The organism is Desulfuromusa kysingii, assembly GCF_900107645.1.
Lineage (GTDB): Bacteria > Desulfobacterota > Desulfuromonadia > Desulfuromonadales > Geopsychrobacteraceae > Desulfuromusa > Desulfuromusa kysingii.
In genome coordinates this window covers 214,795-227,874 of record NZ_FNQN01000007.1, presented here as the reverse complement: position 1 = coordinate 227,874, position 13,080 = coordinate 214,795, and the positions used below count along the sequence as shown (strand labels likewise).

The window sequence follows — 13,080 nt, the reverse complement described above, 5'->3', positions numbered from 1 at the left end:
TTATTGGGGTTCTGCTAAATCTTCCTCGAGGGGGAGGGTCTTTTTAAGATGATAGTGTTGATTTTTGATGTGTCGCTGCAACGCCTCTATCCTGTCCTGCGGATGGGGGTGTGACGCAAGGATGTAGGGCAGCTTGTTGCCAGCATCTTTTGCCAGGCGGGAAAAGAAATCCGTTGCTCCTCCGGCATGGCCGTAACGTTTGGTGAGCAGATCCAGACCGAATTGATCGGCCGCCGATTCCTGAGCCTGAGAATATCTGACCTGAAAGGAGAGCAGCGCTTTCGAGGCCAGTTCACTGGCAGCGTTGTTTTCACCGAAGAGCAAGGCGGTCGCGACGGCAAGTCCTAAACCGCGTCCAAGGCTGCGCATGTGATCGCGATGGGCGAAATGGCCCAACTCATGAGCCAGCACCATCGCCAGCTCATTCTCCGATTTGACCTGTTGTAATAATCCGGAAAACACCACAATGTTTCCTCCCGGCAGCGCGATGGCATTCACTTCCGGCGTCTCAGACAGAAATATCCTGAATCGGTATTGGCGTAAGGGAGAGTCCAGTGGTAACTGGTCAAGAAGGGGCTGTAGGCGCTGTTGCAGCGCTGCACTTTCTGTGGCAGGGAACTGATTAAGCGCCAGCTTTCCCATCCATGTTTCAATTTTTACCGGCGTTTTTGAAACGGCCCAATCGGCAGTGACCCCAAGGACGATAAAGGTCAAGCCGACCAGTAAAATCAATCCACCAACCAGCCAGAGAAGCTCACTCAGTGGGTGAGATTTGGAGACATTGATATTGTCTTCCAGTTGTATCGGAGTGAATTTCATTATTTGTTCATGACGATAGCAGTTCCATAGGCAATCGCTTCAACGCTGCCGACACTTTTCTTTTTATTGGCACTTCTACCGATGGTCGCAGTTTCCAGGCGCATATTGATGATCATGCTGGCCCCCTGTTTTTTTGCGCTCTCTTTCATCCTCAGAATGGCTTCTCTGCGGGCACGATCAACTAGAGATTCGTAGGATTTGACCCGACCGCCGAAAATGTTGCGCAGAATGGCCAACAGTCGCTTAAAATAATCAATCGAAACGACGACACTTCCAGAGACCAGCGTCGAGTCAGCAACACGTCCGGGAGGGAAGTTCCCTTCAGCGGTGACAACTGCAAGCTTGATCAACTCTTTTTCCCGTTTATTGATTGAGCGATAATGTCGTTTTTCTGCCCACGTCCCAGCAGAATACCCCAAGACTATCAGGATGAGAAAGATGAGCAGATCAAAGTTCTGTAGCAGAATTTCCATTATTGACCTCTATTCAACTCTGACAGCAGTTCCATAGGCAAATAATTCTGCTGCTCCCTGAGCAACAGAAGAGGTGGCAAAGCGAATGTTGACAACCGCATTCGCCCCCATTTGCCGGGCTTGTTCTTCCATCCGTTTCATCGCTTCTTGACGCGAATCCTGAAGGAGTTCAGTGTAGCCCTTGAGTTCACCGCCAACCAGATTTTTTAAGCCAGCCATAAAGTCCCGGCCAAAATGTTTTGCGCGGACGGTACTGCCCTGCACAATGCCGAAATGTTCGACAATTTTCTTGCCGGGAACGGTATTGACGTTGGTCATAATCATCGTATCTGATCCTTTTCATTGAATGGGTAACAAAGCAAATTATTTTAGAATATTATGTTTAGGGTGCGCTAATGTCAATGGTGCTATGAGCTTGATCCCATTATTTGCTACGCATTAAGTTGTTCTTCTATGTCAATGTCGCATATTTCATAAGGTAAGGTTGAGTTTTTTTTATTAGATATGGTTTAAAAGTTGAAATTTACATAGACATTGTTTAATGTTGCAACGTTTTACAAAAACATTGATGTGGAAAATATCTACAGGAGATAAATCGTGTCCAGAATTGAGCAGATGAATAAATCTCTTGCAGATCTGCAAGCGAGTTCCAGCGATATCGAAGCCAGCGCTGTTGTTTCAGTGGATGGTTTGATCATTGCCAGTTCTCTGCCGCAAGGTCTTGAGGAAGAAAGAATTGCAGCCATGAGTGCTGCCTTATTGTCTATGGGGGAGCGGATAGCCGCAGAGTTGAAGCGGGGAGATTTGGATCAGCTCTATGTCAAGGGACAAGAGGGGTACTTTTTAAGCCAATATGCCGGCCCGCATGCAGTCTTGATCGCTATGGCCCGACAGAACGCCAAGCTTGGATTGATTTTTTTCGACCTGAATAAGGCCGCTTCTGAAATCAAAAATTGTCTTGTCTGACCGGTTGAATAGGGAGCGAGCATGCTAACGTTATTTGAAACAGCACAGCATAAGAATGTTTTTGTTGATAATTTAAGCAGCGGTCACATGGTACAGGCTAATCAGCATGTGATCGTTAGTAATGGCATCGGGATGGTTCTTGATCCCGGAGGGCACAAGGTTTATACCAAGCTGTTCTCGATGCTGTCATCGGAGATGGAAATTAGTGCATTGAAGCACATCTTTTTCTCCCACCAGGATCCTGACATTATTGCTTCGACCAACGGTTGGTTGATGGTCACCAATGCCGATGCTTATCTGTCTGAGCTATGGATGCGCTTTATCCCCCATTTTGGTGTTGATGAACTGGTCGTTGAGCGGATTAAACCCATTCCCGATGAGGGGATGATTATCACTGTTGGTGACGTCCCGTTGAAGGTTATTCCTGCCCATTTCTTACATTCGCCGGGGAATTTTCAACTCTATGATCCTGTCGCAAAGATTCTCTATACCGGTGACCTTGGCGCATCTCTGGATATGCCTTATTCCTTTGTGGAAGATTTTGCAGCCCACGTCCCCTATATGGAGGGATTTCACAAGCGTTATATGGCAAATTCAAAGGCGCTAAAAACCTGGGTAAACACCGTCAGACAACTCGATATTGAGATTATAGCTCCTCAACATGGGGCAATGTTTCCCAATAAAGAACTCAGTCAGCGATTTATTGATTGGATCGATGGACTGTCCTGTGGAACTGATTTTCTCCCGGATAAATATGCCATTCCAGCCTGATATTTGTGTGGTCAATCGTTTTATGGGGGAGTCGGGATGATTCATCAGCACGATCTGGGGGGAGCGCTTTTAGAACTGAAAAAATACCGCCGGATTCTCATTGATCATGACTTGCAAATGCGAGGGGAAGTCAATGATGGTTCAGGGCGTGTCTCTATTGAGGGGCAGGGTAATATTTGCGATCTCCTGTGTCAGGAAGATCAAGATAAGTTACGGCGAACAGTTGAGAACCTGAAGAACAATGACGTCGCTTCGTTGACATTAACAACGCTTGCAGAATCTCACTGCGAGATTATAGTCGTGCGGAATGATCAGGACTACGAACTGATTTATTGTGATCTGTCAGAATCTCTGCAGTTTATTGAAAAGTTAGCGACTTTTTATCGCTATTTTCGGAGTACGCCCATTGCGATTGCTATGACCGATTCCGAGGGGCAGATTCTTGAAGTGAATCCGTCGTTTCTTACCTTGTACGGTTATGAGCTCAAAGATGTTCTCGGAGAGAATCCACGTATCCTTAAGTCGGGACGTCATTTCCCGCAACTCTATGAGAGCATGTGGCAGCAGATTGCAGATCCGCAGGTGGGGCACTGGTCCGGCGAGGTGGTTAATCGAGCGAGTGACGGCGGCGAAGTCACCGTCATGCTCTCAATCTCCGCTGTGCGCCACGCCAATGGAACATTACAGGGCTATATTGCCAGCGCATTTAACATTTCCCAACAAAAGCGGTTGGAGCAGCAGCTTAAAAATTATAATAACGAATTGAAAGATTTGAATGCGTTAAAAAGTGAATTGACCGCGATCACCTCTCATGACCTGAAGGCGCCGATCAATGCCATCATCAGCAGGGTCAATCTGGTGAAAGCGAGTTTAGATACCATGACGACTGAGCAGATCTCTGCCCATTTGGACAAGATGGTGAGTGCCGGCCAGAAGATGGGGGAATTCATCAACCAGCTTCTCGACATGGAACGGATAGAAGCGGGCAGGGTCCAATTTGAGACTGAGCGGTTAAATCTGGATGCGGTGCTATATTCGACCGTTGAATTAAACCGACTGACGGCTGCAGACAAGCAGGTTGATATTCACTATCAGCAGGAAGGAACGTTTCTCCCTATCCGGGCGGACCGGATGAAGCTGGAACAGGTGTTTAATAATATTTTGTCCAACGCGATCAACTATTCACCCTCTGGATCATCTATCAGGGTGAGCTGTCGCAAGCTGGATGATGCGATACAGATAGAGATGACTGATCAGGGGCCGGGAATCCCTGCTGAAGAGATCGCAGGAATATTTGATCGCTTTTCTCAGGTTAAGAAGAAGGGGGCCCTGTCCATCCGGGCTCATGGCTCCGGGTTGGGTCTCAATATTGTTCAGAAATATGTTGAGATGCACAACGGTACGGTCGCAGTCCGCAATGGAGAGGATAAAGGCTGCACGTTTACCGTGACGATACAGGGCCGTGGCCAGATCACCTCAAGCGCCGATCTGGCTGCCTTGGTGGTTGATTCCAGAGATCAGATTTGCCCGTATTTAGAAACGGCTCTGAAAAATCGTGATGTCTGTTGTTACGTCTGTAAGACGCCACAGGAGATGCAACGGATTCTCGATAATGAACAGCCAGAGTTGGTCTTTTTTCTTGATAGTAATCCGCAATCAACTTCGGCAGATGATGGAGCCCCTTCTCTCAAGGTGATTTTGAATAACGTTTGTCTTTCCGCAGACAGTGGCCAATATTATCAATCCTTGCAGATGCCGGTACTCGATGTCGAAATCTACAACCTTTTGACTGACGTGATCAGGCATATCAACAGGACAGACGCATGACGGGTTATCGTATTAATATTATTGATGATGATCCCACGACCTATGAGATCCTCAACATCTATCTCAAATCGGCGGGATTTAGGGTTCAGGCAGCTTTTGATGGCCGTGCCGGGTTGGATATGATGCGCAATGCCCCTCCCGATCTGGCCCTTTTGGATATCCAGATGCCGGAACTGAATGGTTTCCAGCTCTTGGAGACGATGCGTCGGGATAACTCTCTTCGCGATATCCCGGTTCTGTTTCTCACCTCTCTTGATCGGACTAACCTGAAGATAAAAGGGTTGGAGCTTGGTGCCGATGATTTCATTGTCAAACCTTTTGAGCGTGCAGAACTCTTCGCGCGGATTAAAGCCGCTTTGCGGCGTAGTGAACGCTATCTGCAAACAGAAAATATTTTGAAGGGCAATCTCGCTGATATCAGCTTAACTGAGCTACTGCAAACTTTGGATATTGGTAAAAAAATTGCCCGGATCAAATTGCCGGAGATGCATGGTGAGGTTGTTGTTGATTCTGGAATACTCGTCGATGCAAGACAGGGACGGTTTTCTGGAGAAGCGGCGATGACAAGGTTACTGTTTCTTGACCGAGGATCTTTCATTGTTGACTTTAGCCGCGTGGCAGAGCCTGACGATGACCAAGCTATCAGTATTCAACATCAAGTTCTTAACTGCCTGACACAGATTGATAAAGCTAAAAATATATTGGCAGCTCTCCCGGGAGAAAATCCCATGATCGACGTGTTCCCCCCAACTCTTTCGGATGCGGGGTTGACCTCTCTGGCGGAATTGTTGCCCTGTGCGCTTAAAGATCTGCTGGTTATGATGCCGGGTGATCTCGTCGTCAATGCAGAAATTTTTGTCAAAGAATTCCGTTGATTTGAAACCAGTGAACCACATTGGAGAATGTTTGTATGGGTAAGATTGTGACAATTGCAAGTCAAAAAGGGGGAACGGCTAAAACGACAACAGCCCTCAACCTGTCCTATAGTCTGAGCTGCTTGGGTGACCGAGTCCTGTTGCTTGACGCCGACCCTCAGGGAGGGATGACGATTGCCACGACTATCAAGGGAAAAACTCCGGCGGGGCTGATTGACTATCTGGCTGGGAGGTGTCAACTAAAAGAGGTCGCTTTCTATACCAAAGAAAAGAAAATGGCGATAATGGGGATTGGGACCGTTGATCCTGATTCCGTTCGTCAACTTGAAGATTGGGCCAGAAAAGCGGTTATTGCTAAAGCGTTAAAGCGTTTTTCCAAACACTTTGATTATATTGTCATCGATGCCCCGACCGGTTTCGGAAGTGTCCCGGTGGCCTTACTGGAAGCCAGTCAGGGAGTCATCCTGACTTCTCAGTGTCAAAGCCTCTCATTGAAGAGCTTGCCGAAAATGTTGGGGGTGATTGATTGGGTGCAGAAGAGCAGCAATCCTGACCTGTCTCTGGAAGGCATCGTTCTGACCATGCGTCATCCAGACAATGAGACCGAGAATGAAATGTTTCAGGAAATCCACAGCGGCTTTCCTGCGGGGCTGTTTTTTTCTGAATATATTGTGTCTGATCCGGTTTTTGAACTGGCCAGTCTGCGCTCTGTTCCCGTTGGAATGTTGTCAGCAGGAAAAGTAGCCGCCCATAATTATCATCAATTGGCAACCGAGTATAAAGAACGAGAGTTGTTACGTTCCCTGTCGAAAGGAGCCGACGATGGCGCTGATTCTGGACTCTTCTGAAATCCGTGAAGCGATCGCCCTGGCATCAGGCTTGACTGCGACTCTGAACCTGCCTGTTGCGACTGATGCAGGTAAAGTCAGGGCCATCACGGTCGCTGATGTTCCGGCGAAGATCGCTCAAAAGACCACTCCCAAACCGAGCGCTGAAATCGATCCTGCTGGCTTAACCTATCGTGGTGACCAACTTGAGCAGGTGCTCCGGAATATGTGCCTGCGGAGTCATTTTGGCGGGGCTGTTGTCACCGATGCTACGGGACTTCCTTTTGCGGTGGTAAATCCTCCTGTATCGATGGAGGCCGTTTCCGCTTTTACTTCGGTGTTGGGGAGTGCGTTGGAACGTGCCGGATCGTTGCTAGGACAGCATGGAGCTGAATATCTGTCGTTAGATATCAATTACGAAGAAAAGATTATTTTGCGACGTTTCTTGATCCACGAGTTGCCCTATTTTTTGTTGGTGATATGCCCGCAAGAGGTAGATGAGCGCAGTGAAATAGAAATCTCTATCGATCAGATTGTCTCAATTCTGGATAAAAAATAAGCGTAATAGCTGGAGAAGAAACAGTGATTGTTGCCGTTGATGATGAACCCATTTATCTGGATCTGTTGGCTGAAACCCTGGTTGCAGAAGGCTATGAAGTTAAAACTTTTATTTCTGCTGTCCCAGCTCTTGAATTTGTTGTCCATACCGATCCACAGCTGATTATTTCTGACATCAATATGCCAAAGATGGATGGCTTTCAGTTCTATCAGGAATATCAACATCGTTTTTCTCACCGCCAGACCCCATTTGTTTTTCTCTCTTCACTTACTGATCCGAAAACGGTCATTAAAGGTTTGAATAGCGGTGTGGACGATTACTTGCAGAAACCTCTTCATCCACAAATTATTAAAGCAAAAGTGCAATCCATTCTAAAGTTGAGGCAAAAATATATCTCTCAGCTTTTTTCTGGGAATCTGGAAAAACTCCCTTTTACCAAAGTTCTTCAGTTTTGTGAGCTCAAAAAACTGACCGGCTGGGTTGATATCTTAGCCGATGGTTATGGTACCAAAATTAATTTTGCCGGTGGTGAATTGCAACTTGATGATTCAAATGAAGATTACGAAAAAGTTTTCGATCTTCACAGCGGACATTTTACCATTAATGTCCAACAAGTTGACTACCACGGTTTGCATACCACGAGCTTTGATTCTTCTGCTGGGGCAGAAGCTATGGCTGTCCAACAAGAAAAACCGATGGGGAAGCTGTCTGGGATTAAAATTCACAAGCGGCTGTTTCAAATTCAGACGGAATCAACAGATGAACAAGATCCTCAGATTGTTTCTATTGTTGTTCTGGACGGTCGGGTTATCTTGAAACGGAGCCACAAAGTTTCGCCTTCCATGGATAAACGGGAACAGGAGAAAATTATTGAGCAGCAACACCAGTCTGTTGAAGAAGAGGTCCGTGGCAAGCTGGATGACCTTCTGCTCAAGTCCACTAAGCCCGGTTTGGGGGGCAAGATGGATTTTCACCAGCTTTATGACGCCGGATATGATCAATACTGTAGCGGCAACTATTCAGAGGCCCTGAAATACTGGGAAAAAGCTGAAAATATGAATGCTGCCGATAAAACTCTTGCGATCAATTTATCCGTTGTCAGGAAAAAACTTTCAGCCAAGGGCTAAGTTGTTGATTGTGTGGGATGGGCTGTTTCCGCGATCCAGAAGAGCGTACCTTGACTGTATCTACAGCATCTAGAATCTGTTTATCTCCTTCTTTTCCCTTTTAGGTTTAAAACCGTCTGCTTCCGGTGGTCACGATAATGGTTCGACAAGCTGTCGGAAAATTTATCGGAAGCTCATTTTGAGATCATAATCTGCTAAAATCAAAGTGAAAGCAAAAACCTGGCGGTGCCAACTGTTATCAGTTCTTATGTGCCCCACATGAAGTATGGCAACACGAAGGTTGTAAAGAGTTTTACTGCAGAGGGTTTAGATGTCTGAATTTATCAATAAAGCAAAAATTGCCGATCTACAGCATGCCAATGCCGCACTCAACGACGAGATAGCCACTTTAAATGATGAGCTGGCGCGGTTGAATGATGAAATTAAGCGACAGGGGGAAGAGCCGTCCGATGAAATTGATCATCTTCGAGAGGTTATCAGCAACTATGAACACTGCGAAAAGGAGTTTAAAGAGCGGGTATTATCATTATCCACCGCCGTGCAGAATAACTCTCTCGAGGGAGATATCGTCAAAGAGTTGCTTGCGGCAATAGACCTGAGTGAAACCGGTAGCATCGAAGCGGCGATCAACCGTCACTTTAAAAATAAGTGGTGGCCTAAAGTCGTCACCGCCTTTCTGTTAGGAATCCTGTCTTCAATTATTTTTTGGATCATTGTTGCTTATTTGGAGAATATCCAGCACTACAATGCCATGCTTAAACAGCTGCTAGGTTGAGCTTTCTGCTCCGTTCCATCGGAAAACCGAGATGGATTTTTTGCTCTGCCTTGCAGTTGGAACCATCTATTTTAAACCTGTGACGCTGCGCACTTTCATCTGATCAGAAAAAACTGTTATGCTCTTTTTTTTCATGCCGTGCAGATTGCTCTGTTGCGGGCTTCAGGTGTTGAGTGATGGGTTATGACGAAAATTTTTCAAGGTCAGGATGAAGATGATGAAAACAATTGGCTTGCTCGGCGGGATGAGTTGGGAATCAACGGTCCTCTATTATCAACTGCTCAATCAGGGGGTGCGGGAGCAGTTAGGCGGTCTCCATTCGGCCAAGATTTTAATGCACAGTGTTGATTTTGCTGAGATTGAACAGTTGCAGGTTAACGGACAATGGCAACAGGCTGGTCTTCAACTCGCGGATGCGGCGCGAGGACTGGAAAAATCTGGGGCAGATATGGTGTTACTCTGTACCAACCTGATGCATAAAGTTGCCCCGGTGATTGCTGCGCAGATCAAGGTGCCATTGCTCCATATTGCCGACGCCACAGGTAGCGTGATTACATCTCAAGGGCTAAAAAATGTGGCGTTGCTGGGGACACGTTACACCATGGAGGAAGATTTCTACCGGCAACGCTTGCTGGATAACTTTGACCTCAATGTCCTTATTCCTGAGGCCGATGAGCGGGATTATATCCATACAACGATTTTCAACGAGCTGTGCCAGGGGATATTTACCTCTGCAACGCGACAGAATTACCTGGCGATCATTGACAAACTGCGGACTCAGGGAGCCGAGGGGGTGATCCTTGGTTGTACTGAAATCCCACTGTTGATTCGCCAGCAAGATACTGACCTGCCGTTGTTTAATACCGCCGCTCTACATGCTCAATTTGCGTTGCAGCAGGTTTTTACTGAGGATGAAAATAACCGTTCTTGAAACCTTTAATTCAGAAAAATGTGGATAAAGATGCCTTGCGTCAGCAGATTATTGCCCAATTAAAAGCTGATTACGCATTGCTTCTGCACGCAGCGAAAAGCTCCCACGCCGCTGCGACCCATGAGGAAAATATCCCTGATAATAAATATGCGACCCTCGGCCTTGAAGCCTCCTACCTTGCGCAAGGGCAGGCGAACCGGGCACAGGAAATTTTGCAGGCCATTCAGACCTTTGAAACGTTGACATTGATTGATTTCGCGGCAGATGCAGCCATCCGTTTGACAGCGCTGGTGCAGTTGGAAGATGACGCAGGGCAAGCACGACTGGTCTTCCTCGGACCTGCTGCCGGTGGATTGCTATTAGATAGTGACGGGGGTGAGGTGATGATCATCACCCCTGCATCACCTCTTGGTCGGGAACTGCTGGGAAAACAGTGTGGTGATCTGGTTGAACTGAACGGTCGCATGACGCGTGAATATGAGATTGTTGCCATCTGCTGAGAGGGCTTGATACCGCAGGATTTTCGGTTCTCCTGATATTGAAGTTAAGTTGTGTTGCTGTCTGAACGTGCTATCTGCGATACGAACCAATATAGATTGCCGAAAGAATCAGCAGGATACCAAAAACTTCGATTCCCTGGGTTGGGCGGTCAAATAAAAGGGTGTCCCAGATCAGAGCAAGGGTCGGTTGTAACAGCAGGATCAACCCGGCGACCGTCGCTGGGATGCGCTGGATTGCCGAAGAGATTAAAGACCAGCCGATGGTGGTACTGATGACGCCAACACCGATCAGGGCGAAGAGGGAACTGCCGCTGGGGATCACAAAGGTTGCGCCATTCAGAGGGGTCACAACGCCAAGAACCAGAGCTCCGGGGATGGCAACCATCAACATTGCCGGAACGCTGTTCACGGAACAGTCATCCATCGATGCTTTGACCAGCAGGATATAGAAGGAATAGAAAATAGCTGTGACCAGCCCGAGAAAAATACCTAATTTATAACCTTCTGCGAGATTGTTCCAATCGACACCTGTGATAAATAATAGTCCACAGAGCGCCATGATGATGGCAAGAATAAACATTTTGGAAATTTTCTGTTTTAAAAACAACCAGGAGAACAGGGCGGTAAAAAAGACTTGAAAATTGCCTAGTAAGGTTGAGAGTCCCGGTCCTACCAGTGCAATGCTACGGTGCCAAGCCATGAAATCTATGGCCAGAAATACTCCACCGAGGGCGAGAAGTAGTCTCGGCCTGAGTGCCATTTTCAAGTTCTCTCCGAGAAAAAACATCAGGATGGTTAAGGATATGGAAGCAAACGTCATCCGGTAAAACCCGGCACTGTCTGGGGGGACGGCTGCAATTTTTATAAAAATGGGGGAAAAGCTGATACAGACGGAACCAAGTAGTAGTTTTAACAGGGGCAATGGTGTCTGGATGGTGTGTGTCACTTTTTCTTAACTCCTCTGTCGTGCCGATTAGCGCGTATCTTTGGGGACCATAGCGGGAGAGTTTCTTTAAGGTGAAATGGCCGCAGACTGTTGTCGCGTAAAATTTGTTATTTGTCCAGTTTATAAACACGACTTTGTCCGCCGTTTGTTAACGGATTTTTCAAGTTTCATCGTTGTTGTGCTGGTGGAGCCTATGGGAGGAAGACGTTAATTCCTTGTTGACCCTTTCAAGGCAAGAGTGTATCAACAGCGCTTACGAAATATCGTCCAATTTTACTTATCTTCTATTGAGCCGCTATGAGCCATTTTAAAAGAAGACAATTCAAGCTGCTACGCACTGAGGCCGGCTTATTACTACCCCTGGCGGCACCGATACTGGCGGCACAGCTGGCGCAGCAAGCCCTTGCCTTTACCGATACGGTGATGGCCGGTCGGGTGAGTACTGCTGACCTTGCTGGTGTTGCCGTGGGTGGCAGTATCTGGGGACCGTTGTTTCTGTTTCTCTATGGCGTCCTGCTGGCGATCACCCCCATGGTTGCACAATTATATGGCGCTGGGAAAATTGCCGAGACGGGACCTCTGGCGCGTCGCGGAGCGCTTGTCTCTATCCCTTTGGTATTGATCATTATCCTGTTGTTACGCAACGCCAGCATTATCTTTTACCCTATGGGAGTTGAACCGCAGGTTGCGGTTATTGCTGCGAACTATCTCAAAGCAATTTCCTGGGGCGTCCCGGCGGTGACGTTGTTTTTTTTATTACGCAACTTGAGTGAAGGTCTCGGGTTAGCACGGCCGAGCATGTTGATTGGCCTTGCCAGCATCCCGGTCAACGTCGTTGGCAATTATCTGTTTATTTATGGAAAATTTGGTTTTCCAGCGATGGGCGGAGTCGGTTGCGGTTGGGCGTCAGCTCTTAGTCTCTGGTTTATGTGTGGCTGCATGTTGCTGACTATCTGGCGAGTCAGACGTTACAATATGACCCACTTTTTCGATCTTGGTAAAAAGTGTGGCGTCGAAGGCGCGGCGCAGTTTATTCGTTTAGGCTTGCCGATTGGTGTCTCCCTGCTGGTCGAAGCCAGTATCTTTGCTCTGATTGCTCTATTTTTGTCTCCCTTGGGAGCCATGACCGTTGCTTCGCATCAGATCACTTTGAACTACTCTTCGCTGATCTTCATGATCCCATTAAGTCTGTCCAGCGCGATCACGATTCGAGTCGGTCACGCTATCGGTCGGCAACGTTTTGACCGGGCTCGACTGGTGAGTGTTGCGGGGATATCATTGAATTCATTGATTGCTCTCTTTACGGCAACATTGACTATGGTTTTTGCCCGGAACATTGCTGAAATATACACACATGACCCGGAGGTCATCGCCATTGCCGTTGGTCTATTGTATCTCAACGCCCTTTATCAGTTCTCCGATGCCTTTCAGGTTGGAGCTGCTGCCGCTCTGCGTGGCTATAAGGATACACGTGTACCGTTGTTGATGGTTGTCGTTGCTTATTGGGTGATTGGGTTGCCGTTGGGGTACAGTTTAGCGCTGACCAATGTTTTCGGTTCGCCCATGGGCGCAAAAGGTTTTTGGCTGAGTCTGCTGATTGGTCTTAGTGTTGCAGCCGTATTGCTGGGGTTGCGGTTGCGTAAGGTTTCCCGCAAGGATGTTATTCTTGCGGAGGGATAACCGG

Annotated in this window: 15 protein-coding genes; 11 read left to right on the top strand and 4 right to left on the bottom strand. The window is 47.4% G+C overall.

All coding sequences use genetic code 11. From position 1 onward, the window contains the following. From BLU87_RS12550 to BLU87_RS12540, 3 genes are read right to left on the bottom strand one after another with little or no spacing between them, the layout of a single operon-like run. Complete coding sequence (locus BLU87_RS12550; RefSeq protein ID WP_092349074.1) at positions 1 to 819, bottom strand: M48 family metallopeptidase; 819 nt, start codon at positions 817 to 819, stop codon at positions 1 to 3. After that, on the bottom strand, positions 819 to 1,292 hold the full coding sequence (locus BLU87_RS12545) for a YbjQ family protein (protein ID WP_092349071.1): 474 nt from the start codon (positions 1,290 to 1,292) through the stop codon (positions 819 to 821). The genes BLU87_RS12550 and BLU87_RS12545 overlap by 1 nt, the downstream gene beginning before the upstream one ends. Positions 1,293 to 1,301: 9 nt before the next feature. Next, a complete protein-coding gene (locus tag BLU87_RS12540; RefSeq protein ID WP_092349068.1) occupies positions 1,302 to 1,616 on the bottom strand; it encodes a YbjQ family protein in 315 nt (104 codons plus the stop codon). 270 nt (positions 1,617 to 1,886) lie between these two features. Between BLU87_RS12540 and BLU87_RS12535 the strand changes: the two genes are divergently transcribed. The 10 genes from BLU87_RS12535 (at position 1,887) to BLU87_RS12490 (ending at position 10,450) form a co-directional block, all read left to right on the top strand. Beyond that, positions 1,887 to 2,258: a roadblock/LC7 domain-containing protein gene (locus BLU87_RS12535; RefSeq protein WP_342743675.1), complete on the top strand. Its 372-nt coding sequence runs from the start codon at positions 1,887 to 1,889 to the stop codon at positions 2,256 to 2,258. A 21-nt stretch (positions 2,259 to 2,279) separates the two neighbouring features. Beyond that, on the top strand, positions 2,280 to 3,029 hold the full coding sequence (locus tag BLU87_RS12530) for an oxygen-binding di-iron domain-containing protein (protein ID WP_092349065.1): 750 nt from the start codon (positions 2,280 to 2,282) through the stop codon (positions 3,027 to 3,029). Positions 3,030 to 3,065: 36 nt separating this feature from the next. Continuing rightward, entirely contained in the window at positions 3,066 to 4,856 is a 1,791-nt protein-coding gene (locus BLU87_RS12525) for a PAS domain-containing sensor histidine kinase (RefSeq protein ID WP_092349062.1), read from the top strand. Further along, positions 4,853 to 5,731 carry a response regulator gene (locus BLU87_RS12520; RefSeq protein ID WP_092349059.1) on the top strand — a complete coding sequence of 293 codons (879 nt, stop codon included), beginning with the start codon at positions 4,853 to 4,855 and terminating at the stop codon, positions 5,729 to 5,731. Before BLU87_RS12525 ends, BLU87_RS12520 begins: the two co-directional genes overlap by 4 nt. A 35-nt stretch (positions 5,732 to 5,766) precedes the next feature. Next, positions 5,767 to 6,579, top strand: a complete 813-nt coding sequence (locus BLU87_RS12515) for a ParA family protein (protein ID WP_092349057.1) — start codon at positions 5,767 to 5,769, stop codon at positions 6,577 to 6,579. Then, positions 6,554 to 7,117 (top strand): hypothetical protein, encoded by a 564-nt coding sequence (locus tag BLU87_RS12510; RefSeq protein ID WP_092349054.1) that lies wholly within the window; start codon positions 6,554 to 6,556, stop codon positions 7,115 to 7,117. Before BLU87_RS12515 ends, BLU87_RS12510 begins: the two co-directional genes overlap by 26 nt. 23 nt (positions 7,118 to 7,140) lie before the next feature. Beyond that, a complete protein-coding gene (locus BLU87_RS12505) occupies positions 7,141 to 8,244 on the top strand; it encodes a response regulator (protein WP_175498380.1) in 1,104 nt (367 codons plus the stop codon). Positions 8,245 to 8,554: 310 nt separating this feature from the next. Further along, a complete protein-coding gene (locus BLU87_RS12500) occupies positions 8,555 to 9,019 on the top strand; it encodes a hypothetical protein (protein ID WP_092349047.1) in 465 nt (154 codons plus the stop codon). Between the two features lie 217 nt (positions 9,020 to 9,236). Then, on the top strand, positions 9,237 to 9,950 hold the full coding sequence (locus BLU87_RS12495; protein WP_092349044.1) for an aspartate/glutamate racemase family protein: 714 nt from the start codon (positions 9,237 to 9,239) through the stop codon (positions 9,948 to 9,950). Beyond that, positions 9,947 to 10,450: a GreA/GreB family elongation factor gene (locus BLU87_RS12490; protein WP_245706488.1), complete on the top strand. Its 504-nt coding sequence runs from the start codon at positions 9,947 to 9,949 to the stop codon at positions 10,448 to 10,450. Before BLU87_RS12495 ends, BLU87_RS12490 begins: the two co-directional genes overlap by 4 nt. Positions 10,451 to 10,520: 70 nt before the next feature. On the opposite strand, the gene BLU87_RS12485 is transcribed toward BLU87_RS12490, so the two are convergent. After that, positions 10,521 to 11,396, bottom strand: coding sequence for a DMT family transporter (locus BLU87_RS12485; protein WP_092349041.1), 876 nt, complete (start codon positions 11,394 to 11,396; stop codon positions 10,521 to 10,523). Positions 11,397 to 11,693: 297 nt separating this feature from the next. Between BLU87_RS12485 and BLU87_RS12480 the strand changes: the two genes are divergently transcribed. Then, positions 11,694 to 13,076: an MATE family efflux transporter gene (locus BLU87_RS12480; RefSeq protein ID WP_092349038.1), complete on the top strand. Its 1,383-nt coding sequence runs from the start codon at positions 11,694 to 11,696 to the stop codon at positions 13,074 to 13,076. Positions 13,077 to 13,080: the final 4 nt, after the last annotated feature.

Coding starts and splice junctions, on each gene's coding strand:
- BLU87_RS12545 (WP_092349071.1), bottom strand. CDS start 1,292: ATGGAAATTCTGCTACAGAACTTTGATCTGCTCATCTTTCTCATCCTG.
- BLU87_RS12500 (WP_092349047.1), top strand. CDS start 8,555: ATGTCTGAATTTATCAATAAAGCAAAAATTGCCGATCTACAGCATGCC.
- BLU87_RS12540 (WP_092349068.1), bottom strand. CDS start 1,616: ATGATTATGACCAACGTCAATACCGTTCCCGGCAAGAAAATTGTCGAA.
- BLU87_RS12520 (WP_092349059.1), top strand. CDS start 4,853: ATGACGGGTTATCGTATTAATATTATTGATGATGATCCCACGACCTAT.
- BLU87_RS12525 (WP_092349062.1), top strand. CDS start 3,066: ATGATTCATCAGCACGATCTGGGGGGAGCGCTTTTAGAACTGAAAAAA.
- BLU87_RS12495 (WP_092349044.1), top strand. CDS start 9,237: ATGAAAACAATTGGCTTGCTCGGCGGGATGAGTTGGGAATCAACGGTC.
- BLU87_RS12480 (WP_092349038.1), top strand. CDS start 11,694: ATGAGCCATTTTAAAAGAAGACAATTCAAGCTGCTACGCACTGAGGCC.
- BLU87_RS12530 (WP_092349065.1), top strand. CDS start 2,280: ATGCTAACGTTATTTGAAACAGCACAGCATAAGAATGTTTTTGTTGAT.
- BLU87_RS12510 (WP_092349054.1), top strand. CDS start 6,554: ATGGCGCTGATTCTGGACTCTTCTGAAATCCGTGAAGCGATCGCCCTG.
- BLU87_RS12515 (WP_092349057.1), top strand. CDS start 5,767: ATGGGTAAGATTGTGACAATTGCAAGTCAAAAAGGGGGAACGGCTAAA.
- BLU87_RS12550 (WP_092349074.1), bottom strand. CDS start 819: ATGAAATTCACTCCGATACAACTGGAAGACAATATCAATGTCTCCAAA.